Below are 22,554 nucleotides of genomic sequence, written 5' to 3' on the forward strand. Positions count from 1 at the left end.
GAGTATAGGCTTGTAAACAGACAATCGATAATACAGGCCTATCGAGGGCCTGCGCCGCAGGCCTTCGCGGGCTCGCCCGCTCCCACAGGATCTGCGCCAGCTTTCAGGCCTGTGATATCCCTGTGGGAGCGGGCAAGCCCGCGAAGGGCTGCAAAGCAGCCCCCATTCCAGGCCCCAGCGAGTAACCTGCTACATGAACTACCTGTTCCCCCTGACCGCCATCCTCATCTGGGCCGGCAACACCGTGGTCACCAAGATGTCCGCCGGTGCCATCCACCCCGCCGAGATCGGCTTCTACCGCTGGCTGCTGGCCGCGCTGCTGTTCACCCCGTTCCTGCTGCCCGCCGTGTGGCGCAATCGCGCGGCCATCCGCCCGCAGCTGGGCAAGGTGTTCGTGCTGGGCGTGCTGGGCATGGCGCTGTACCAGAGCCTGGCCTACTTCGCCGCCGGCATCACCAGCGCCACCAACATGGGCATCATCCTCTCGCTGATGCCGCTGATGTCACTGGCGCTGTCCATCGCCTGGCTGGGCCAGCGCCTGAGCTACGGCGCCCTGCTGGGCGCACTGGTGTCATTTTTCGGCGTACTGGAAGTGGTCAGCGCCGGCCACCCCGCCGTCCTGTTGCAACAAGGCCTGAACAGCGGCGACCTGCTGATGCTGGTGGCCACCCTGGCCTACGCGCTGTACAGCTTCCTGCTGAAGAAATGGCAGCTGCGCCTGCCACCGATGCAGTTGCTGTACCTGCAGGTGCTGATGGCCATCGTCGTGCTGCTGCCGCTGTTCCTGCTGTCGGACAAGACTGGCCTGAACAGCCGCAACATTGGCCTGGTGCTGTACGCCTGCGTGCTGGCCTCGATGATCGCCCCTCTGGTATGGATGAAGGCCGTGCACCGCCTGGGCCCAAGCCGTACCACGCTGTTCTTCAACCTGCTGCCACTGGTCACCGCGCTGATCGCCGCCGTGGTGCTCGACGAGCAGCTGGCCCGCTATCACCTGGTCGGCGGCCTGCTGACCCTGGCCGGCGTGATACTGGCCGAGCGCTGGACCACACCGATCCGCCGTTAGAGCCCTGCCGCCTTGAGCCGGGCGGCATGTTCGATGAACAGCCGCACCGGTTCGGCGCCCTTGCCCACCGCGCCAAGCGACTGGTTGACGATATCCAGGTGGTCGAGCGGGTAGTCGTCGCCGATCACCTGCCCCAGGTGCGAACTGAAGCGCCCGACCATGCCGTCGCAATGGCCCTTTTCCTTGACGAAACTGCGTGCGAACAGGCGGCAGAAGTGGCTGCTGCCATCGATGCGGTTGCGCCCCTGGTCGGTCAGGCCGGGCTGCAAGGTGCCGGACCAGGAGTAATAGCGCACGCCATCGACCTCATACGCCCCTTCCCCGCCCCAGGTGCCTGGCAGCCCCTGTGGATAAGCCTGGTTGAACAGCGCCACCCCGGCGCTGGTCAACGACTGGTGCGAGGCGTGTACATCCACCGGCAGCGGGTCGCGGCGCCAGCCGGTTTCCAGCCACACCAGCAGCACGGCCAAGCCATGCAGCACAGCCTTGAGGATGCGCCCCTGCGGGGAATCGCCCGGTGCCGTACGTGCCAGGTAATCGGCCAGTTCCGAGCCATGGTTGGGCCCTGCCACCGACGTGACCGAAGCCACCCGCCCGGGCCGCCTGGCGGCAGCGTAGCGTGCGTTCAGGGCGCCCTGGCTGTGGCCGATGAGGTTGACCTTTTCCGCGCCGGTGCGCTGGCAGATGTCTTCGATGATCGCCAGCAACTGCTCGCCGCGCACCTCGCTGGAATGCAGCGGCGAAACCTGCACCGGGAACACCTGCGCCCCGCCCTTGCGCAGGGCCGGCACGATGCCGAACCAGTAGGGATAGAGCACTACCCGGACAAAACCGAGCATGCCCGGCACCAGCACCAACGGGTATCGCGTGGCCAATTCCTGCTGCATTGCCCCAGCTCCTTTCCGTGGACGACCGGCCAACACTACAGCGGCCTTGATGACCATCGCAATCGAACTCCGAGAGCGCGCTGCGGTTCAAAACCACACAGACCTTTGCAAGGAGCGAAACCATGTACAAGCAGACCCTGGCAATCCTTCTGGCAAGCGCCACCCTCGCCGCCTGCGGCAGCCGCCCGGAAAACCCGGTTGACTACGTCACCTACCGCGACGAACCGCTGGTCAGGCAAGTGGAAAAAGGCATGACCATGCAGAAGGTCATCGCCATCGGCGGCAGCCCGTCCAGCGTGAGCGACCTGCCCCACGGCGGCACCTGCAACGACTACATCCTCAACCGCGATGGCCACCAGCAGCCCTACTACGTGCGCTTCGACGCCACCGGCCATGTCGATGCCAAGGGCTTCAAGACTTGCAAACAGCGCGAAGAAGACAGCGCCGCCGTCCACGGCGCGTAAGCCTTATATCCTGGCGCAGGAAGAAGAGCACGCGGACGATCTGTCGACCTGTTGCAAGGGCTGTAACCGCAAGGGGCCGCAACGCGGCCCCCGTCATTTCTTGCCTTTCACCACCGTCGGCGCCTTGCCCGCCTTCATCTGCTGCAACAGTGGCGTGCACTGGTTCGGATCATCCCCGCTGCTAGGCGCAATCAGCGCCAGCAACCCCGCCGCTGGCCCGGCCACCACCCCCAGTGCCACCATCCCCGCCCCGCGCAACGCCAGCGGTACCGCTTGCACCCCGGCACTGGGCCTGGCGAACGGCCCGCGCACATACAGCGGCGAGCGCAGCGAGAACAGCCGCAGGCCTTTCGATTCCGGGTTTATTTTCAGGTCCAGCTGCTCAGTGGCGAAATTGGCCGTGCCGTTGATGTAGATGATCGCGTTCTCGGTATCGAAGATGAACAGGCGTGTGGTCGCCAGGCCATCCTTGATGCCCACATCGGCCGCCGCACAGTTGATCTTCACATCCTCATCGCCAAACAGCTTGCCGACCACGTAGTTGCCCACGTTCAACCCGGCAATCTCCATCAGGCTGCGGCTGATGGCGCCATCGTTGATCAGCATGCGCAGGTCACCATTGGCCGTGCCCAGCAAGGCGGCCACCGAGTTGCCCCGACCAGTGATATCGGCATCACCATTCAACTCACCGAAGCTGGTCTGCATCGGCGCAAAGGAGGGGAACAACTGCTTGAGCTTGAAGCCCCGCGCCGTCAGGCGGGCGCGCCCCTGCAACGGTACGTTGCGGCCATCCAGGCGGATCCTGGAAGCCAGATTGCCGCCAGCCACGCCAAAACGCAGGGGCTCCAGACGCAGCAGGCCGTCCTCCAGGATCACGTGGGCCGACAGGTCGTTGAACGGCAATTGCGCGCTGTGCACGATGCGCTTGCCGGCGAAGGTGACGTCGGCGTCCATGGCACGCCAACGTTCGGTGCGGAACTCCTCCACCGGCAGCACCTTGCCTGCCGGCTGCTTGCTGGCACCGCCGCGGGCCTTCTGCTCGGCGTTGGAGTCGGCGCCGATCAGCGGCGCCAGGTCCTTGAACAGCAACTGGTCGGACACCAGGTTGCCGGACAGCTTGGGCCTTGGCTGGCTGGCAACGAAGGCCAGGTCGCCGTGGATATCGCTGTCACCGATCTTGCCGTTGAAGCCCTGGTAGTTGAAGGTCGCCCCTTGCGCCGCCTGCAGGTTGGCGCTGAGGTGACCGTCGGTGGAATAGGCCGGGGTGTCGGGCAAGGTCACGCCGGTCAAAGGGTAGAGGTTGCCCAGGCTGGCCCCGGACAAGCGCAGGCGCAGGTCGAGGGCACCGAGGTTGCGCGGGTCGGTCAGGGTACCGGCGAGCACCACATGGGTGTCGGCGATGCGCACGTCAGCCTGCAGCGGGAACGGCTGGCTGGCGTCCTGCAGGGCCAGCAGGCCACCGATCTTGCCGGTGCCGGACACTGGCTGGCCTTTGTAGCGGCCCTGGGCCTTGAGCCCGAAGGCATAGTCCTGCGCGGCACCGGCCTTCTCGGCGCGGGCCTTGCCGACGATGTCGCTGAACGGGACAGGCTTGCCCAGCGGGTCGATCTGCACCTTCATGCTGGTTTTCAGGGTTTGGTCATCGAAGCTGACACTGCCCTGGTCGAAGCCGATGGCGCCGATGTCCAGCTGCCATTTGGAAGGCTCTGCGTTTTCATCCTTGGGGCCGAAGTCGAAGGCCCAGTTGGCGCGGCCATCGGCCAGGCGGGTAAGGTTGGCTGTAGGCCTGGTCAGCTCGATACGCGGGATGCTGATCTGCTGGAACAGCAGCGGCAACGGCGCCAGGCGGAACGCCACGCGCTCCAGGCCGACCATCTTCGGCTCCTTGAGCCACTCGGGGTTGCCCAGGGTCAGGTCCTCGGCAATGAAGTGCGGCCAGGGCACCCAGGCACGCCAGCCCCCCTCTTCAGGTTCGGTGCGCCAGGACACGGCAAGGTTGCCATTGATCGCGAAGGGCCGCTGCAGGGCCTCGGAGACTTTCTCGTTGAGCAGGGGCTTGACGCGGTTCCAGTCGAAGGTGGCGATCACCATCACCAGGATCGCCAGCAGGGTCAGCAGGCTGGTGAAGGTCCAGACGAGGATTCTGGCGGGACGCGTCATTGCGTGATTCTCCTTGCGGCATGGCACAGAACAGGCACAGCGGTGGCACTCAATATCTCGGACTGATGAAAGCCCGTGGGGTTTTATCGATGGCGCCATGATAACGAAGTTTTTCCTGGCCTTTCGCTCAGCAACTCGTTGCGCCAAGTTGCGCGCGTTACCCGTCAGCAGCACCATCAAAACGCCATCACATGGCCTGTAAAGCGCTGTGTAGAGCAGCTTCCAACCTCTATCAATACGGTCGATTGTTACCATTACCCGTATGAACTTCTCTCTGGCGTTACCCGGCGTAGCATTGGCTCCGTACCCACTTTCCAGCCCCCGAGAGGAGCACCGAAATCATGAAACGCCATCTGCTGACCCTGACCCTGTCCATCCTGGCTGCCAACGCTTTTGCCCTGCCAGCCGACGAGCAACACCTGACCGCCGAATCGCGTTCCAGCGCTGCGGAAATCGCCCAACCGCTGAAAACTGTTGCCGAAGGTGGTTCCGATCGCCTGATCGAACGTACTGGCCGCGTTGCCGAAGGTGGCTCTGATCGCCTGATCGAACGTACTGGCCGCGTTGCCGAAGGTGGCTCCGATCGCCTGATCGAACGTACTGGCCGCGTTGCCGAAGGTGGCTCTGATCGCCTGATCGAACGTACTGGCCGAGTTGCCGAAGGTGGCTCCGATCGCTTGATCGAACGTACTGGTCGCGTTGCCGAAGGTGGTTCTGATCGCCTGATCGAACGTAGTGGCCGAGTTGCCGAAGGTGGCTCCGATCGCCTGGTCGAAATCAGCCGTGTGAGCTGATCACCATGGCCGAAAAGAACAACCTCTGTCACAACGGCTGCTCCCCTCCATGCCCGGTCCATTGACCGGGCTTTGTTTTTTTAACTAGAGTGCCCAGCCTTACCGTCACAGAAGCCCGCACCATGCTGCCGCGCGCCGAACAGAAGCTACAGACCCGCCAGGCCCTGCTCGATGCCGCCTGCCAGCTCATGGAGAGTGGCCGTGGTTTCGGCAGTATCAGCCTGCGCGAAGTGGCAAAGACGGCCGGCATCGTACCCACCGGCTTTTACCGGCATTTTTCCGACATGGACGCCCTGGGCCTGGCCCTGGTGGCCGAAGTCGATACTACCTTCCGCCAGACTATCCGCCTGGTGCGCCACAACGAGTTCGAACTGGGCGGCATCACCGACGCCTCGGTGCGCATCTTCCTCGATGTGGTCGCCGCCCACCGCGCGCAGTTCCTGTTCCTCGCCCGTGAGCAGTACGGCGGCTCGCAGGCCGTACGCCAGGCCATTGCCCGCCTGCGCCAGGACATCAGCGACGACCTGGCCACCGACCTGGCGCGGATGAAGCGCTGGCAGCACCTGGACAGCGCCGCGCTAGCGGTGATGGCCGACCTGGTGGTGAAAACCGTGTTCGCCACCCTGCCCGAGCTTATCGACAGCCCCGAGGCGGGTTATCCACAGGCGCTGACGCCGCAGGAAAAGATCACCCAGCAGCTGCGCTTCATCTTTGTCGGTGCGCGGCATTGGCAGGGGTTGGGCAACCCGGGTTAGTGGGTAGCCTGTACTGGCCTCTTCGCGGGTGAACCCGCTCCCACAGGGACGGCACCGGACCTGAGGGCAGCGCAATACCCGCGAAGAGGCCGGCACAGGCTACCCACAACCCCAGTTCTGCTACCATGGCGCCCTGCCCGACAGCGACGAGCGCCGAAATGTCCGACCCCCGCCCCACCCTGCCCGAACTGGCCCGCTTCAACCAGCACTTCGCCGAACGCATCGTGCCGTTGTGGCAAGGCCCGGGCTGGAACGCCGACATGGCCCTGCCCTACGAGGCCCTGGACGCCCAGCATCAACCGTTGCCGGTGCAGCGCTATCGGGCCATGGCCTGCGCACGCCAGCTCTACCTGTTCAGCAGCCGCATCGGCCAACCCGGCGCAGCCGAGCGCGCCGCCGCCTTGTTCCGCTCGCTGCAGAAGCACTTCCATGACGCCGAGCACGGCGGCTGGTTCTACAGCATCGACGCCCAGGGCAAACCGCTGGACCGGCGCAAGGACCTGTACACGCATGCCTTCATCGTCTTCGCTTGCGCGCACTATTGGGGCAAGGTGCGTGAAAACCTGGTGGAAGCCACGCTGAACGCCGCGCTGGACATCATTGACCAGCAGTTCGCCCGCGACGACGGCCTGTACGAAGCCAGCCTCGGTGAAGACTGGGCCGACCTTGGCAGCGGCCCGCTGCAAAACCCGCAGATGCACCTGGCCGAAGCCTTCCTGCAGGTACTGGCGGTGCGTGACGACGAGCATGCCCGGCAGTCGCTGCTGCAACTGTGCGAGGCGCTGCAGGCGCACTTCATCGAACCGGCCCACGGCCTGATGCTGGAAAAGCCACGCGGCGCTGTGGATAACTGGTTCGAGCCGGGGCACCAGTTCGAGTGGTTCTACCTGCTGCATACCTCGCCACTGCTGCGCGACACGCCGCTGCATGCGTCCATCGACCGGGCTTTCGACTACGCCGAGCAGTACGGGGTGAAGGATGCCGCTGTGCTGGCGATGCTGGATGTGGATGGCAAGGTGCTCGACGCCACCCAGCGGATCTGGGCGCAGGCGGAATACCTACGGGCGCTGGTATTGCGGGCGGGGGGCGAGGCAAAGCTGGCTGGGCAGTTGCAGGCGCTGGACGCGCGGTTCCTGCGTGAGGCGGGCTGGTATGAGTGCCGGGATGGGGAAGGCAGTGTCAGCCGGCATGATATGCCTTCGACTACGCCCTATCATTTGGCAACTTGCCTGGAAGGGCTGCAGCGCCTGGGCTGACGCATTCGCGGGTGAACCCGCTCCCACAGGGATAGCGCCTGCTCTGAAACCGGTGCAGTACCTGTGGGAGCGGGTTTACCCGCGAAGAGGCCCTCGGATCAGCCTTTGACCGACCGGTCGATCGAAAACCCTGCCCAGTCCTGGCTTACCGGCATCAGTTCCAGGCTGTTGATGTTGATATGCGCCGGCTGGTTGAGAATCCAGAAGATGGTCTCGGCAATGTCCTGCGGCTGGATCGGCTCTGCGCCAGCGTAGGTGGCGTCGTATTTGGCCTGGTCACCGCCGAAGCGCACCAGCGAGAACTCGCTTTCGCACAGGCCCGGCTCGATGTTGCTCACCCGCACGCCGGTTCCCCGCAGGTCGCAGCGCAGGCTCAGCGAGAACTGGCCGACGAAAGCCTTGGTGCCGCCGTACACGTTGCTGCCCGGGTATGGGTAGTTGCCCGCCACGGAACCTACGTTGAGGATCGACGCCCCACGGCCATGGGCAATCAGCCGTGGCAGCAGCAGGCGGGTGGTGTACATCAGGCCCTTGATGTTGGTGTCGACCATGGTTTCCCAGTCGTCCAGGCTGCAGTTCTGCGCCGCGTCCACACCCAGCGCCAGGCCGGCGTTGTTGACCAGGCCGCGCAGCTTGTCGAAGCCGGCCGGCAGGTTGGCGATGGCCTGCTCCATGGCTTTGCGGTCACGCACGTCGAGCACCAGGCCGTGTACTTCGGTCTTGGCAGACAGCTCGGCACACAGGGCGTCCAGGCGCTCCTTGCGGCGGCCTGTGAGCACCAGCTTCCAGCCGGCTTCGGCGAAGCGGCGGGCAGTGGCCTCGCCGAAACCGGAAGTCGCGCCAGTGATGAATACGGTGGACGTCATGCTCTGTTCCTCACGGTGGATTATCATCGGCAGTCTTGCAGCATGCCCGCGCCGGGCGCTGGCAGCAACCCGTCCAGGGTGCTGTTCATTTTTTGTTCACCTTCGGCAAACCCTTGCAGCAGAGGGCTCGGCGCCAGCTATGCGCACGTTATCCACAAGGCTTTCCCCACGGATTGGGGGCAACTTGTCCACGGCGCGGAACCCTTTCAGCGCCTTGTGGTCGGTGGATATCTTTTCGGTGATGGCGCAAGGCTTTCAAGCATGCCGCCTGCAGCGGTCTGTGCAAAGTTTTTTCACAGGGTTATCCACAGGTTTTGCGCAATGCCTGGAGTGGCTGCAGGGCTTTGAAAAACTTGGGAAAATCATCCACAAGGGGCCCATGATCAAAAAATGATCATGAAGCCGCAGGGCTTGGTATCAAAGGGCTTGAGCGAGATGCCACCATGTTTTCCACAGGCGGTTCCACATTATCCGTGGAAAAAATGGTCCTGTGGAAACAAGGGTTTGTGGTGGGGCTGTGGAGTAATTGGGGAGAGGTGTTCGAAAGGTTGTCCACATTGGCTTCGGGGGCCGCTTTGCGGCCCCCGAATGCAACTCAATGCCCGCCCAGATACGCGTTACGCACCTCTTCGTTTACCAACAGCTCCTGCCCGGTCCCGGTCATGCGAATCTGCCCGTTGACCATCACATAAGCCCGGTCCGACAGCTTCAGCGCATGGTTGGCGTTCTGCTCCACCAGGAAGATGGTCATCCCGCTCTTGGCCAGCTCACGCAGGGTCGAGAAGATCTGCTTGACCACGATCGGCGCCAGCCCCAGCGATGGCTCGTCCAGCAACAGCAACTTCGGCCGGCTCATCAGCGCCCGGGCAATGGCCAGCATCTGCTGCTCGCCACCGGACATGGTCATGGCCCGCTGGTTACGCCGCTCTTTCAAGCGCGGAAACAGCTCGTACATGCGCTGCATGTCTTCGTCGGCATGCTTGTCGCCGATGGGGATGGTGCCCATCATCAGGTTCTCCTCGACAGTCATGTCAGGGAACACCCGGCGCCCTTCCGGCGACTGGGCGATGCCGTTGGAGGCGATGTAGTGCGACGATTTGCGGGTGATGTCGGTACCGCGGTACACGATATGCCCCGACGCCGCCCGCGGCTGGCCGAAGATCGACATCAGCAGGGTCGACTTGCCGGCACCGTTGGCGCCGATCAGGCTGACCGTCTCGCCCTCGTTGATGTGCATCGAGACCTTTTTCAGCGCCTGGATCGGGCCGTAGAACACGTCCAGGTCCTTCAGTTCGAGAATGGGTGCACTCATACCAGTTCCTCTTCATCGGCACCCAGGTAGGCAGCGATCACCGTCGGGTTGTGGCGGATATCCTGTGGCGCGCCTTCGGCAATCACGTTGCCGTGGTCGAGCACCACGATATGGTCGGAAATGCTCATGACCATGCCCATGTCGTGTTCGATCAGCACCACGGTGATGTCGTGTTCGTCGCGCAGCACGCGGATCATGCGGCTGAGGGCCTCGGTTTCCTGCGGGTTCAGGCCAGCCGCCGGTTCGTCCAGGCAGATGATCTTCGGCCGCGTGCACATGGCCCGGGCGATTTCCAGGCGGCGCTGCTGGCCGTACGACAACTCGCCAGCCAGGCGGTTGGCGCAGTCGACCAGGTCGACCACTTCCAGCCAGTAGAACGCATGGTCCAGCGCATCGCTCTCGGCCTTGCGGTAAGCCTTGGTGTTGAGCACCCCGGCCAGCAGGTTGCGGTTGACCCACATGTGCTGAGCCACCAGCAGGTTTTCCACCACCGACATTTCCTTGAACAGGCGAATGTTCTGGAAGGTGCGTGCCAGGCCGGCGCGGTTGACCAGGTGGGTACCGCCGAACATCTTGTAGTACATGCGGTTGGCAAAGCGCGTCGGCGAGACGAAGTCCGCCGCCTGGAAGCGCTCGCCGAGCAGCTGGATGACATTGGTGTGGCTGCCGCGCACGTTCAGCTCGATACGCCCGCCACTGGCCTTGTAGAAGCCGGTCAGGCAGTTGAACACAGTGGTCTTGCCGGCGCCGTTGGGGCCGATCAGGGCGAAGATCTGGTTGCGCCGGACCTTCAGGCTGACATCGCTGAGCGCCTTGATGCCACCGAACTGCATCATCAGGTTGTCGACCGAGAGAATGATATCGTCGCTCATGGCGCCACTCCTTTACGCGGGGTCACACCGGTACGGCTGATGCGGATCAGCCCACGCGGTCGCCAGATCATCATCAGCACCATCAGCACACCGAACAGCAGCACGCGGTACTCGGAGAAGCTGCGCAGCAGCTCGGGCGCCACGGTCAGCACGAAGGCCGCGATCACCACACCCACGGTCGAGCCCATGCCGCCAAGCACGACAATGGCGAGAATCAGCGCCGACTCGAAGAAGGTGAACGACGACGGGTTGACGAAGCCCTGGTAGGTGGCAAAGAACACACCGGCCAAGCCGGCGGTGGAGGCACCCAGGGTAAACGCCGAAAGCTTGACCAGCACATGGTTCAGGCCCATCGAACGGCAGGCGATCTCGTCCTCGCGCAGCGCTTCCCAGGCGCGGCCGACCGGCATGCGGGTCAAGCGGTGCTTGATGTACAACACAGCCAGCACGACGATGAACAGCACCGCGTAGATGAACACGAACTTGAGGTTGGCGTTGTACTCGAAGCCGAAGAACTCGTGGATCGGTACCCCGCCGTCCTTGGCCCGGCGGCCGAACTCCAGGCCGAAGAAGGTTGGCGACGGTGCCGGCATGCCGTTGGGGCCGCCAGTGAACGACAGCCAGTTGTTCAACACCAGGCGGATGATCTCGCCGAAGCCCAAGGTCACGATCGCCAGGTAGTCACCGTGCATCCGTAGCACCGGGAAGCCGAGGATGCACCCTGCCAGCGCCGCAGCGATAGCCGCCAGTGGCAGTACGCTCCAGAAGCCCAGGCCCAGGTACTGGTAACCCAACGCCAGGCCGTAGGCGCCGATGGCATAGAACGCCACGTAACCCAGGTCGAGCAGGCCGGCCAGGCCGACCACGATGTTCAGGCCCAGGCCCAGCAGCACGTAGATCAGACCGAGGATGACCACGGTCAGCAGGTACTTGTTGGCGAAGATCGGGAAGACGATGGCGATCACCACCAGCGCCGGGATGATGTAGCGCAGGCGCGATACGTAGTCCGGCGCGCGCACATGCACGCCCGAGCCACCGCTTTCGAAGCCCTGGAGCATGCGCGAGCCGGCGGCGGTCTGCAGGTACAGGCTGAGCAGGAAGCGCCCCAGCATCACCCCGCCGACCAGCCAGGCCACTCGCCGCGGCTCGGCGTTGAAGCTGTAGCCGTCGAGCACTACGCCGACCACCGGGCCAAACACGATGAGTGCCAGCAGGCCGGCGACGATGGTTTCCAGCAGGCTGCGTTTAAGGTCGAAACCCTTGGTTTCGGTAACAGAGGCAGTTTTGGCAATGGACATGTTCACACCTTAGCCACGAGCGGGCGACCCAGCAGGCCTTGTGGGCGGAAGATAAGGATCATCACCAACAGCGAGAAGCTGAACACGTCCTTGTAGTCGGAGTTGATCAGGCCAGAGAACAGCGACTCGGAAATGCCCAGGATGATCCCGCCGAGCATGGCGCCAGGCAGGGAGCCGATCCCGCCGAGCACCGCGGCGGTGAACGCCTTGATGCCGATGATGAAGCCGGCGTAGAAGTCGAAGGTGCCGTAGTTCATGGTGATCAGCACACCGGCCAGGGCGGCCATCACCGCACCGATGACGAACACGTAGGAGATCACCCGATCGGTGTTGATGCCCAGGATCGAGGCCATCTTGCGGTCTTGCTGGGTGGCACGGCACATGCGGCCGAGCTTGGTGTACTTGATTACGTAGGTGAGCAGGCCCATGCCGACAAAGGCCGCCACCAGGATGAAGATCTTGGTGTAGGTCAGTTGCACGAAGCCGGTGCCGACTTCGATGCGCATGGCGCCTTCGAGCAGGGTCGGCACGCCTTGCTGGCGGGCGCCCTGGCTGATCTGCGCGTAGTTCTGCAGGATCAGCGAAATACCGATGGCACTGATCAGCGGTGCCAGGCGGGTGGAGTTACGCAGGGGTTTGTAGGCGATGCGTTCGATGGTGAAGCCGTACACGCCGGTGACGACAATGGTGAACAACAGGGTGCCCAGCATCAACAGTGGGAACGACTCGATACCGAAATAAGCCAGCAATGCCAGGCTGATCGCCGCGAGGTACGCGGAGATCATGTACACCTCGCCGTGCGCGAAGTTGATCATGCCGATGATGCCATAGACCATTGTGTAGCCGATGGCGATCAGGCCATAGACCGACCCGAGGGTCAGGCCGTTGACCAGTTGCTGCAGGAAAATACCATCCATAACGCAATCTCACCTGATTGAGATTGCACGAGCGCCGACCACGGCGGGCCCGGGACAGGCGGCCCTCGCAGCGCAGTACTGTGCAGATCTACGGATAAAGACAGGTACCGCGGGGCTTGGGCCCGGGGCAGCTGCGCCCGGGCCGTGGGCCGTTATTATTTTTGTTTTTCCAGCTGGTGATACTTGCCGTCCTTGTCCCACTGGTAGACCACGTAGTCGGACACGGTCAGGTCGCCCTTCTTGTCCCACTTTTTCTCGCCCATGACGGTCTGTACCGGGTTGGCCTTGAGCCACTCGGCAGCCGCTTCGCCCTTGTTCGACTTGGCGCCGTTGAACGCGGCGGCCAGCGCCTGCAGCGAGGCATAGGCGTACAGGGTATAGCCCTCAGGTTCGGTACCGGCCTTGCGGAACTCCTCCACCACCGCCTTGCTGTCTGGCAGCAGGCGCGGGTCGGCGCCGAAGGTCATGTACACGCCATCGACGTACTGCGCACCGCCGGCGGTGGCCACCAGTTCGTCGGTAACGATGCCGTCATCGGACATGAACTTGACGTCCTTCAGGCCCTGCTCGCGCAGCTGGCGTACCAGAGGGCCGGCTTCCGGGTGCAGGCCGCCGAAGTAGACGACGTCGGCACCGGTAGAGCGGATCTTGGTGACCACGGCGCTGAAGTCCTTCTCGCCACGGGTCAGGCCTTCGTACAGCACCGGCTTGACGCCGCGTTTCTCCAGCTGTGCCTTGGTCGCGTCGGCCAGGCCCTGCCCGTAGGTGTCCTTGTCATGCAATACCGCGACTTTCTTGCCCTTGAGCACATCGACGATGTAGTCGCCGGCGACGATGCCCTGCTGGTCGTCACGGCCGCACATGCGGAACATGGCACCCAGGCCGCGCTCGGTGACCTGTGGGTTGGTGGAGCCCGGGGTAATGGCGATGACGCCAGCCTCGTCATACACCTCGGAGGCCGGGATGGTGTTGGAAGAACAGAAGTGGCCGACCACGCCGATCACCTTGTCCTGGTCGACCAGGCGGTTGGCCACGGCCACGGCCTGCTTCGGCTCGCAGGCGTCATCGCCCTTGACCAGGACGATTTTCTCGCCGTTCACGCCACCGGCGGCGTTGATCTTGTCGGCCGCTGCCTGCGCACCTTTCATGTACTGCTCGCCAAACGCTGCGTTAGCCCCGGTCATCGGGCCCGCTACACCGATCTTGACGTCGGCCTGAACATACGAAGAAACACCCAGTGCCGTAGCTACGGCCAGAGCCAGGAAACCTTTCTTGTAAAACGTCTGCGACATGAGGTGGTGCTCCTAGAGTTTTTTTGGTTGGCACTACAACTTCTCAGCCCTGTGCTCTGAGCAAGGGCCGTGCCATACGGTTTGTCTTCCGGGAAAACACACTGAGACAGGCGCCAACAGGCGACCGACGGCCTTTTCTTTATTGAGCGTGCAACCGTCTGCCACGCGGCAGGCGCCACCACACGTACAGACAAGGAGCAACCGCCGAGTGCCATCATTGCAACCCTGGCAAGTGTTTACGTGCAACCGCCCTGTAACAGCGGACGTCACCGAACTGCACACCGCTGGTGCGCGACTGCTACAGGCGGCACCGTTTCAAGGCTAGCTGGTGCACAAAAAAACACCCGGTTTTGGCCGATACGCGGCCCTGTGGGAGCGGGTTCACCCGCGAAGAGGCCAGCCCAGACACAACAAGGCCGAAAAGGCTGGCACAATGTCCGCCATTCGCCGCTTCCGGAGCCCCCTTGATGAGCGAAAGCGCATTCGCCGAGCGCATCGTGCACAACCTGCTCGACACCGACTTCTACAAACTCACCATGATGCAGGGCGTGCTGCACAACTACCCGGACGCCGACGTCGAATGGGAATTCCGCTGCCGCAACGGCGAGGACCTGCGCCCCTATCTTGGCGAAATCCGCAACCAGCTCGAGCGGCTCAGCGACCTCACCCTGGATGACGGCCAACTGGCCTTCCTCGAACGCATCACCTTCCTCAAGCCCGACTTCCTGCGCTTTCTGCGCCTGTTCCGCTTCAACCTGCGCTACGTGCGCCTGGGGATAGAAAACGACCAGCTGTGCCTGCGCCTGAAAGGCCCATGGCTGCATGTGATCCTGTTCGAAGTGCCGCTACTGGCGATCATCAGTGAAGTGCGCAACCGCCAGCTGCACCCGCGCATGCGCCTGGCCGAGGCCCGCGACCAGCTGTACCGCAAGTTCGACTGGCTGCGCGCACATGCCAGCGACGACGAACTGGCCGAACTGCAGGTGGCCGACTTCGGCACCCGCCGGCGCTTTTCCAGCCGCGTGCAGGAAGAAGTGGTGCGCGTGCTGCGCGACGATTTCCCGGGCCGCTTCGTCGGCACCAGCAACGTCGACCTGGCATGGAAACTGGATGTCAAGCCGCTGGGCACCATGGCCCATGAATGGATCATGGCCCACCAGCAACTCGGCCCGCGACTGATCGACAGCCAGATCGCCGCGCTGGACTGCTGGGTGCGCGAGTACCGCGGCCTGCTCGGCATCGCCCTGACCGACTGCATCACCATGGATGCCTTCCTCGGCGATTTCGACCTGTACTTCGCCAAGCTGTTCGACGGCCTGCGCCACGACTCGGGCGAACCGGTGGCCTGGGCGGAAAAGGCCATTGCCCATTACCAGAAACTGGGTATCGACCCGATGACCAAGACCTTGGTGTTTTCCGACGGCCTCAACCTGACCCGCTCGCTGGAAATCTTCCGTGCCCTGCGCGGTCGCATCAACGTCAGCTTTGGCATCGGCACCAACCTGACCTGTGACATCCCGGGCGTGGCCCCGATGAGCATCGTGCTTAAAATGACCGACTGCAACGGCGCGCCGGTGGCGAAGATCTCGGACGAAGCCGCCAAGACCCAGTGCCGCGACGAGAACTTCGTCGCCTACATGCGCCATGTATTCAAAGTCCCCAGCAAGGAGTAACCCATGCAAGCGGTTCAGCAAGAGATTGCCCAGGCGCTGAAGGTACAGCCGCCGTTCGCCGACGCCGCCGCGCTCGAGGCCGAAGTCGCCCGGCGCGTGGCGTTCATCAAGGATTGCCTGGCCAACGCCCGGCTCAAGACCCTGGTGCTGGGCATCAGCGGCGGCGTCGACTCGCTGACCGCCGCCCTGCTCGCCCAACGCGCCATCAACGAGTTGCGCACAGAAACCGGTGACAAGGCCTATACCTTCATCGCGGTGCGCCTGCCCTATCACGTGCAGCACGATGAGCATGACGCCCAGGCCTGCCTGGACGTGATCAAGGCCGATGAAGTGCACACCGTCGATATCGCCCCGGCGGTGAAGGCGCTGGCAGCTGAGGTCGTGGAACTGAAGAATGGCTCGCCGACGCTGGTGGACTTTGTCGTGGGCAACGTCAAGGCACGCACGCGCATGGTCGCCCAGTACACCATCGCCGGTGCCCGCGCGGGCCTGGTGATCGGTACCGACCACGCCGCCGAGGCGGTGATGGGCTTCTTTACCAAGTTTGGTGATGGCGCCTGCGACCTGGCGCCGCTGAGCGGGCTGGTGAAGAACCAGGTGCGGGCGATTGCGCGCAGCTTTGGTGCGCCGGAGTCACTGGTGGAGAAGGTGCCGACTGCGGACCTGGAAGACCTGGCGCCGGGCAAGCCGGACGAAGCGTCCCATGGCGTGACCTACCAGCAGATCGATGCCTTCCTGCATGGGCAGCCGGTTGACCAGGCAGCGTTCGACATCATCGTCGCCACCTACCGCAAGACCCAGCACAAGCGCGAACTGCCGTTCGCCCCTTGATAAGGCTATAGAAGGACCTGTGGGAGCGGGTTCACCCGCGAATACGATGGTGAAGCCACCGACGCATTCGCGGGTGAACCCGCTCCCACAGGGTTCACCGTCAGCCTTTGATTACTTGACGACGACCTTGCCCTTCATCATCGAGATGTGGCCCGGGAAGGTGCAGAAGAAGCTGTAGTCGCCACCGGCTTCCAGCTTGGTAGTGTCGAACTTCACTTCAGTTTCCTTCTCAGGCGCGCCGATCATCTTGGTGTGGGCGATGATCGCGGCGTTGTCAGCCTTGATGTAGTCCTTTTCCAGACCCTGGCTCATGCCTTCGGTGGCAATGCCCTGCATGTCGGCAGTCTTGCTGATCACCAGGTTGTGGCCCATGACGTTCTTCGGCAGGTTGCCGGAGTGGGTCAGTTTGACGGTGAATTCCTTGCAGCTCTTGTCGACGCTGATTTCCTTGGTGTTGTAGGACATCTGGTCGGTGGAGTCGACAGTCACCGAGCACTCGGCTGCGAAGACAGAGGCGCTGGCGAGGGTCAGCAGGGATACCGCTACAGCTTTCGCAAACATCATGAATCTCCTTGGCAGGGTTTTATCAATTGCGAGACTGCCTGAAACCGTTCAGCCCCCTGCTGATATGGGTCAAGGGGGTGTCAAGTGGCCAGCCAGTAGAATTGTTCAATCGATTGTATACAACCAATTCAAGAGCACATCATGCCCTTTTATTGGAGGATGGGACAACCTCTCATTTAGGAGCAATACGAAATGACCCTTGGTAGCCTGATGAACAGCCTGCTGGCGGCCTACGCCCATGGAGCGACTGGCGCCATCTGCGAATTCTCCCGACCGGAGTGAAACCGGCCTTGGAACTGTAGGGCATGGACCTTACCCTGTCAGCCTGAGTGACAGGAGATGAGCAATGCCCGTACGTTCCGTTTGTGTGTTCTGCGGCGCCAGTATCGGCGCCAACCCTGCCTACCGTGAAGCGGCCATCGCGCTGGGCCAGGCGATTGCCCGTCGCGGCCTGACCCTGGTCTATGGTGGTGGCGCGGTCGGCCTGATGGGCACCGTCGCCGACGCGGCCATGGCGGCCGGCGGCGAAGTGATCGGGATCATCCCGGAAAGCCTGATGAATGCCGAAATCGGTCACAAAGGCCTCAGCCGCCTGGAAGTGGTCGACGGCATGCATGCGCGCAAGGCACGCATGGCCGAGCTGAGCGATGCCTTCATCGCCCTGCCCGGTGGGCTGGGTACGCTGGAGGAGTTGTTCGAGGTATGGACCTGGGGGCAATTGGGCTATCACGCCAAGCCGCTGGGACTGCTGGATGTGAACGGCTTCTACGAGAAGCTGGGCGGGTTCCTCGACCATATCGTCGAAGAAGGCTTCGTGCGGCCGCAGCATCGGGCGATGTTGCTGCTGGGGCAGCAGCCGGATGAGCTGCTGGACGGGATGGAAAGCTTTGTAGCGCCAGTGGCGCCGAAGTGGGTCGACAAGAAGCCCGATTGATTTGCAGATTTTGGGGCTGCTCTGCAGCCCTTTCGCGACACAAGGCCGCTCCCACAAAAGCACTGCGTACGCCGATCAATGTGGGAGCGGCCTTGTGTCGCGAAAGGACCGCAAAGCGGTCCCAATATGGATCAGTTAGCGCGGAATGACTGGCTGACGCGGCTTCTTGTTGCCCTTGCCACCCTTGGCCGCTTCCTTGCGCTCCTTGGCCGCCTGCTGGTTGCGCGCAAACGCTTCGGCCTTGGCCTTTTCACGCTTGTCCCACGGCTTGCTGCCATCGCTGCCACGCGGCGGCAGGCCGGTGTGCTGGGTAAGGATCTTCTGGTCCTTGCCCACCTTGTGGCTACCCGCCGGGGTCGAGTTCTTGCGGCGCGCACTCTGGTAGGTATCGGTCTGCGGCTGGTGCAGCGGGATCAGCTGGTGCTTGCCCGGCCCGATCAGGTCGGCGCGGCCCATGCGCTGCAGCGCTTCACGCAGCATCGGCCAGCCCTTCGGGTCGTGGTAACGCAGGAACGCCTTGTGCAGGCGGCGCTGCTCCTCGCTCTTGACGATCTCCACCCCTTCGCTCTTGTAGGTCACCTTGCGCAGCGGGTTCTTGCCCGAGTGGTACATGGCCGTGGCCGAGGCCATCGGCGACGGGTAGAACGCCTGCACCTGGTCGGCACGGAAGCCGTTGCCCTTCAGCCACAGGGCCAGGTTCATCATGTCTTCGTCGGTGGTGCCCGGGTGCGCGGCGATGAAGTACGGGATCAGGTACTGCTCCTTGCCCGCCTCTTTCGAGAACTTCTCGAACATGCGCTTGAAGCGGTCATAGGTGCCGATGCCCGGCTTCATCATCTTGTCCAGCGGGCCACGCTCGGTGTGCTCCGGGGCAATTTTCAGGTAACCGCCGACGTGGTGGGTGACCAGTTCCTTGACGTATTCCGGCGACTCCACCGCCAGGTCGTAGCGCAGGCCCGAGGCGATCAGGATCTTCTTCACACCCGGCAAGGCACGCGCCTTGCGGTACAGTTCGATCAGCGAGCTGTGGTCGGTATTGAGGTTTTCGCAGATGCCCGGGAACACGCACGACGGCTTGCGGCAGTGCTTCTCGATGTCATGGCTCTTGCAGGCGATGCGGTACATGTTGGCAGTCGGGCCGCCAAGGTCGGAGACAACGCCGGTGAAGCCCGGCACCTTGTCACGCATCTCTTCGATTTCGTGCAGGATCGACTCGTGCGAGCGGTTCTGGATGATGCGGCCTTCGTGCTCGGTGATCGAGCAGAAGGTGCAGCCACCAAAGCAGCCACGCATGATGTTCACCGAGAAGCGGATCATCTCGTAGGCCGGGATGCGCTCCTTGCCGTAGGCCGGGTGCGGCACACGGGCGTAGGGCATGCCGAACACGTAGTCCATTTCTTCGGTGGTCATGGGGATGGGTGGCGGGTTGAACCACACATCTACCTCACCGTGCTTCTGCACCAGGGCGCGGGCGTTGCCGGGGTTGGTCTCCAGGTGCAACACACGGTTGGCGTGGGCGTACAGCACCGGGTCGTTACGCACCTTTTCGAACGATGGCAGGCGGATTACCGACTTGTCGCGGGTCATCCGCGGGCTGTCGAGAATCTGTACCACCTTGGCTTCGTTCGGGTCGTCCACCTCGCCCTTGGCCTGCTCGATGGCACAGGCCTGGGTGTCCTGGGTGTTCACGTACGGGTTGATGATCTTGTCCACACGGCCTGGGCGGTCGATGCGGGTGGAGTCGATCTCGTACCAGCCCTGGGGGGTATCGCGGCGCACGAAGGCGGTACCGCGCACGTCAGTGATCGTCTCGATCTTCTCGCCGTTGGACAGGCGCTGGGCCACCTCGACCACCGCGCGCTCGGCGTTGCCGAACAGCAAGATGTCGGCGCTGGCGTCGATCAGGATCGAGTGGCGAACCTTGTCCTGCCAGTAGTCGTAGTGGGCGATGCGGCGCAACGAGGCCTCGATGCCACCCAATACGATCGGTACATGCTTGTAGGCTTCCTTGCAGCGCTGGCTGTACACCAGGCTGGCACGGTCCGGACGCTTGCCGGCCAGACCGCCTGGGGTATAGGCGTCGTCGGAACGGATCTTCTTGTCCGCGGTGTAGCGGTTGATCATCGAGTCCATGTTGCCGGCAGCCACGCCGAAGAACAGGTTCGGTTCGCCGAGCTTCATGAAGTCGTCTTTCGACTGCCAGTTCGGCTGGGCGATGATGCCCACGCGGAAGCCCTGGGCCTCCAGCAGGCGGCCGATGATGGCCATGCCGAACGACGGGTGGTCGACGTAGGCATCACCGGTCACGATGATGATGTCGCAGGAATCCCAGCCGAGCAGATCCATCTCCTCCCTGCTCATCGGCAGGAAAGGTGCTGGCCCGAAGCATTCGGCCCAGTACTTGGGATAGTCGTAGAGTGGTTTGGCTGCTTGCATGTCAGTGACCGGTTCTGGTGTGCAGGGAAATCGCGGGCGCGGAATATAGCACAAATTTTGACCAAATCCGACGGTGGTTGTCGGATTCATGGGTTGCCTGTACCGGCCTCATCGCCGGCAAGCCAGCTCCCACAGGGGCTCCACCGGCCTCAAGGCAGTGATCTCCTGTGCGAGCTGGCTTGCCGGCGATGGGGCCAGTGGCTTATTCGTCGTCGTCGAAGTTGTACATACCCGGCGCAAGGTTCTCGAAGCGGGTGTACTTGCCGATGAACGCCAGGCGCACGAAGCCGATGGGGCCGTTACGCTGCTTACCGATGATGATTTCCGCCACGCCCTTGTGCTCGGTCTCAGGGTGGTACACCTCGTCGCGGTACACGAACATGATCACGTCAGCGTCCTGCTCGATCGCACCGGATTCACGCAAGTCGGAGTTCACCGGGCGCTTGTTCGGCCGCTGTTCCAGCGAGCGGTTCAGCTGCGACAGGGCGATGACCGGGCAGTTGAACTCCTTGGCCAGGGCCTTGAGCGAGCGGGAGATCTCGGAAATTTCGTTGGTCCGGTTGTCACCGGCCGAGCCCGGGATCTGCATCAGCTGCAGGTAGTCGACCATGATCATGGCGATTTCACCGTGCTCACGGGCCAGGCGGCGGGTACGCGCACGCATTTCCGAGGGGCTGATGCCGGCGGTATCGTCGATGAACAGCTTGCGGTCGTTTAGCAGGTTCACCGCCGAGGTCAGGCGTGGCCAGTCGTCGTCGTCCAGCTGGCCGGAACGCACCTTGGTCTGGTCGATACGGCCCAGGGACGAGAGCATACGCATGATCAGCGATTCACCTGGCATCTCGAGAGAGAACACCAGTACCGCCTTGTCGGTACGCAGTACGGCGTTTTCCACCAGGTTCATGGCGAAAGTGGTCTTACCCATCGACGGTCGGCCGGCGACAATGATCAGGTCGGCTGGCTGCAGGCCGCTAGTCTTCTCGTCGAGGTCGGTAAAGCCTGTGGATACGCCGGTGATGTCGCTGTCGGAGTTGAACAGCGTGTCGATGCGGTCGATGGCCATGGTCAACAGTTCGTTGACCCCCACCGGGCCGCCGGTCTTCGGCCGCGCCTCGGCGATCTGGAAGATCTGCCGCTCGGCATCGTCAAGAATCTCTTCGGCGTTACGCCCTTGCGGGTTGAAGGCGTTGTCGGCGATGTCGGTACTGATGCTGATCAGCTGGCGCAGGGTGGCGCGCTCGCGAATGATCGCGGCGTAGGCCTTGATGTTGGCCACCGACGGGGTGTTCTTGGCCAGCTCGGCCAGGTACGCCAACCCACCGACTTGCGAAGAAAGGCCTTCCTTGTCCAGTTGCTCGTGCAGGGTCACCACATCGAATGGCTGGTTGGCGTCGGCCAACTTGTGCACGGCACGGAAGATCAGGCGGTGGTCATGCCGGTAGAAGTCGCCATCCGACACCTGGTCCAGCACCCGCTCCCAGGCGTTGTTGTCCAGCATCAGGCCACCGAGCACGGCCTGTTCGGCCTCGATGGAATGCGGCGGCACCTTCAGGGCTGCGGTTTGCAGGTCAAGCTGTTCGGAGGTGGTGATCTCGTTCATGGCCACGAAAGAATTCAGGAGGACGAAAAAGACAAAGGGCACGGCCTGTATGAACAGGACCGTGCCCGATGTTAACCGGCTGACACCTGACGGGCCAGCCAGTCAGCGCAGCTTAGGCAGCTACGACGACCACGCGTACGGTGGCTTCAACGTCGCTGTGCAGGTGCACGGCTACGTCGTATTCGCCAACCTGACGAATGGTGCCGTTCGGCAGACGAACTTCAGCCTTGGCCACTTCAACGCCGGAGGCGGTCAGGGCGTCAGCGATGTCGTGGGTGCCGATCGAACCGAACAGCTTGCCTTCGTCGCCAGCGGTGGCAGTGATGGTCACTTCCAGCTCGGCCAGTTGGGCAGCGCGGCTTTCAGCCGAAGCTTTCTTGTCAGCAGCTGCTTTTTCCAGCTCGGCGCGACGCTCTTCGAACGCAGCCAGGTTGGCGGCGTTGGCAACGGTGGCCTTGCCGAATGGCAGCAGGAAGTTACGGCCGTAACCAGCCTTAACCTTTACTTTGTCGCCCAGGTTGCCCAGGTTAGCGACTTTTTCCAGCAGGATCAGTTCCATTTGGTAAAACCTCTTAAC

21 protein-coding genes are annotated in these 22,554 nt (G+C 63.0%); 9 read left to right on the forward strand and 12 right to left on the reverse strand.

Annotation, left to right across the window (positions count from 1 at the left end; all coding sequences use genetic code 11):
- Positions 1-193 precede the first annotated feature (193 nt).
- On the forward strand, positions 194-1,066 hold the full coding sequence (locus ACIQYU_RS24005) for a DMT family transporter (protein WP_207828780.1): 873 nt from the start codon (positions 194-196) through the stop codon (positions 1,064-1,066).
- Here the strand turns inward: ACIQYU_RS24005 and ACIQYU_RS24010 are convergent.
- A complete protein-coding gene (locus ACIQYU_RS24010; RefSeq protein WP_207828778.1) occupies positions 1,063-1,953 on the reverse strand; it encodes a triacylglycerol lipase in 891 nt (296 codons plus the stop codon). The two genes, ACIQYU_RS24005 and ACIQYU_RS24010, sit on opposite strands and share 4 nt — an antisense overlap.
- 122 nt (positions 1,954-2,075) lie before the next feature.
- On the opposite strand from ACIQYU_RS24010, the gene osmE reads away from it, so the two are divergent.
- Entirely contained in the window at positions 2,076-2,417 is a 342-nt protein-coding gene (gene osmE, locus ACIQYU_RS24015; protein ID WP_207828776.1) for an osmotically-inducible lipoprotein OsmE, read from the forward strand.
- A 93-nt stretch (positions 2,418-2,510) separates the two neighbouring features.
- Here osmE and ACIQYU_RS24020 read toward each other — a convergent pair whose 3' ends face one another.
- On the reverse strand, positions 2,511-4,577 hold the full coding sequence (locus ACIQYU_RS24020; RefSeq protein ID WP_233687347.1) for an AsmA family protein: 2,067 nt from the start codon (positions 4,575-4,577) through the stop codon (positions 2,511-2,513).
- A gap of 341 nt (positions 4,578-4,918) precedes the next feature.
- Between ACIQYU_RS24020 and ACIQYU_RS24025 the strand changes: the two genes are divergently transcribed.
- The 3 genes from ACIQYU_RS24025 to ACIQYU_RS24035 all read left to right on the forward strand — a co-directional run bounded on the left by ACIQYU_RS24025 (position 4,919) and on the right by ACIQYU_RS24035 (position 7,382).
- A complete protein-coding gene (locus tag ACIQYU_RS24025; RefSeq protein WP_233687346.1) occupies positions 4,919-5,371 on the forward strand; it encodes a phage infection protein in 453 nt (150 codons plus the stop codon).
- A gap of 122 nt (positions 5,372-5,493) precedes the next feature.
- Positions 5,494-6,126, forward strand: a complete 633-nt coding sequence (locus tag ACIQYU_RS24030) for a TetR family transcriptional regulator (RefSeq protein WP_063911902.1) — start codon at positions 5,494-5,496, stop codon at positions 6,124-6,126.
- Positions 6,127-6,284: 158 nt separating this feature from the next.
- Positions 6,285-7,382, forward strand: a complete 1,098-nt coding sequence (locus tag ACIQYU_RS24035; protein WP_207828763.1) for an AGE family epimerase/isomerase — start codon at positions 6,285-6,287, stop codon at positions 7,380-7,382.
- A gap of 98 nt (positions 7,383-7,480) precedes the next feature.
- Here the strand turns inward: ACIQYU_RS24035 and ACIQYU_RS24040 are convergent, their stop codons facing one another.
- Positions 7,481-8,248 carry an SDR family oxidoreductase gene (locus ACIQYU_RS24040; RefSeq protein ID WP_013974408.1) on the reverse strand — a complete coding sequence of 256 codons (768 nt, stop codon included), beginning with the start codon at positions 8,246-8,248 and terminating at the stop codon, positions 7,481-7,483.
- On the opposite strand from ACIQYU_RS24040, the gene ACIQYU_RS24045 reads away from it, so the two are divergent.
- Positions 8,229-8,642, forward strand: a complete 414-nt coding sequence (locus tag ACIQYU_RS24045) for a hypothetical protein (protein ID WP_233687345.1) — start codon at positions 8,229-8,231, stop codon at positions 8,640-8,642. The two genes, ACIQYU_RS24040 and ACIQYU_RS24045, sit on opposite strands and share 20 nt — an antisense overlap.
- 201 nt (positions 8,643-8,843) lie before the next feature.
- Here the strand turns inward: ACIQYU_RS24045 and ACIQYU_RS24050 are convergent, their stop codons facing one another.
- The 5 genes from ACIQYU_RS24050 to ACIQYU_RS24070 form a co-directional block, all read right to left on the reverse strand.
- On the reverse strand, positions 8,844-9,560 hold the full coding sequence (locus ACIQYU_RS24050) for an ABC transporter ATP-binding protein (protein ID WP_016712243.1): 717 nt from the start codon (positions 9,558-9,560) through the stop codon (positions 8,844-8,846).
- Complete coding sequence (locus tag ACIQYU_RS24055) at positions 9,557-10,432, reverse strand: ATP-binding cassette domain-containing protein (protein WP_207828759.1); 876 nt, start codon at positions 10,430-10,432, stop codon at positions 9,557-9,559. Before ACIQYU_RS24055 ends, ACIQYU_RS24050 begins: the two co-directional genes overlap by 4 nt.
- On the reverse strand, positions 10,429-11,730 hold the full coding sequence (livM, locus tag ACIQYU_RS24060; protein WP_063911907.1) for a high-affinity branched-chain amino acid ABC transporter permease LivM: 1,302 nt from the start codon (positions 11,728-11,730) through the stop codon (positions 10,429-10,431). The genes ACIQYU_RS24055 and livM overlap by 4 nt, the downstream gene beginning before the upstream one ends.
- Positions 11,731-11,732: 2 nt before the next feature.
- On the reverse strand, positions 11,733-12,647 hold the full coding sequence (locus ACIQYU_RS24065; protein ID WP_207828751.1) for an ABC transporter permease subunit: 915 nt from the start codon (positions 12,645-12,647) through the stop codon (positions 11,733-11,735).
- A gap of 155 nt (positions 12,648-12,802) precedes the next feature.
- On the reverse strand, positions 12,803-13,939 hold the full coding sequence (locus ACIQYU_RS24070; RefSeq protein ID WP_063911909.1) for a branched-chain amino acid ABC transporter substrate-binding protein: 1,137 nt from the start codon (positions 13,937-13,939) through the stop codon (positions 12,803-12,805).
- 467 nt (positions 13,940-14,406) lie between these two features.
- Here ACIQYU_RS24070 and pncB point away from each other — a divergent pair, with 467 nt between their 5' ends.
- Positions 14,407-15,612 carry a nicotinate phosphoribosyltransferase gene (gene pncB, locus ACIQYU_RS24075; RefSeq protein WP_233687344.1) on the forward strand — a complete coding sequence of 402 codons (1,206 nt, stop codon included), beginning with the start codon at positions 14,407-14,409 and terminating at the stop codon, positions 15,610-15,612.
- A gap of 3 nt (positions 15,613-15,615) precedes the next feature.
- Positions 15,616-16,443, forward strand: coding sequence for an ammonia-dependent NAD(+) synthetase (nadE, locus tag ACIQYU_RS24080; protein ID WP_233687343.1), 828 nt, complete (start codon positions 15,616-15,618; stop codon positions 16,441-16,443).
- Positions 16,444-16,554: 111 nt separating this feature from the next.
- Here the strand turns inward: nadE and azu are convergent, their stop codons facing one another.
- The gene (gene azu / locus ACIQYU_RS24085; RefSeq protein WP_233687342.1) at positions 16,555-17,004 is read right to left on the reverse strand and encodes an azurin; all 450 of its coding nucleotides are present in this window, start codon (positions 17,002-17,004) and stop codon (positions 16,555-16,557) included.
- Positions 17,005-17,353: 349 nt separating this feature from the next.
- Between azu and ACIQYU_RS24090 the strand changes: the two genes are divergently transcribed.
- Complete coding sequence (locus ACIQYU_RS24090) at positions 17,354-17,941, forward strand: TIGR00730 family Rossman fold protein (RefSeq protein WP_207828744.1); 588 nt, start codon at positions 17,354-17,356, stop codon at positions 17,939-17,941.
- A 135-nt stretch (positions 17,942-18,076) separates the two neighbouring features.
- Here the strand turns inward: ACIQYU_RS24090 and ACIQYU_RS24095 are convergent, their stop codons facing one another.
- The 3 genes from ACIQYU_RS24095 to rplI all read right to left on the reverse strand — a co-directional run bounded on the left by ACIQYU_RS24095 (position 18,077) and on the right by rplI (position 22,536).
- Entirely contained in the window at positions 18,077-20,377 is a 2,301-nt protein-coding gene (locus ACIQYU_RS24095) for a YgiQ family radical SAM protein (RefSeq protein WP_207828736.1), read from the reverse strand.
- A gap of 202 nt (positions 20,378-20,579) precedes the next feature.
- Positions 20,580-21,977: a replicative DNA helicase gene (dnaB, locus tag ACIQYU_RS24100; RefSeq protein WP_015271992.1), complete on the reverse strand. Its 1,398-nt coding sequence runs from the start codon at positions 21,975-21,977 to the stop codon at positions 20,580-20,582.
- A gap of 112 nt (positions 21,978-22,089) precedes the next feature.
- Entirely contained in the window at positions 22,090-22,536 is a 447-nt protein-coding gene (gene rplI / locus ACIQYU_RS24105; RefSeq protein WP_003249568.1) for a 50S ribosomal protein L9, read from the reverse strand.
- Positions 22,537-22,554: the final 18 nt, after the last annotated feature.

This window comes from Pseudomonas sp. NPDC096925, from assembly GCF_044762545.1.
GTDB lineage: Bacteria > Pseudomonadota > Gammaproteobacteria > Pseudomonadales > Pseudomonadaceae > Aquipseudomonas.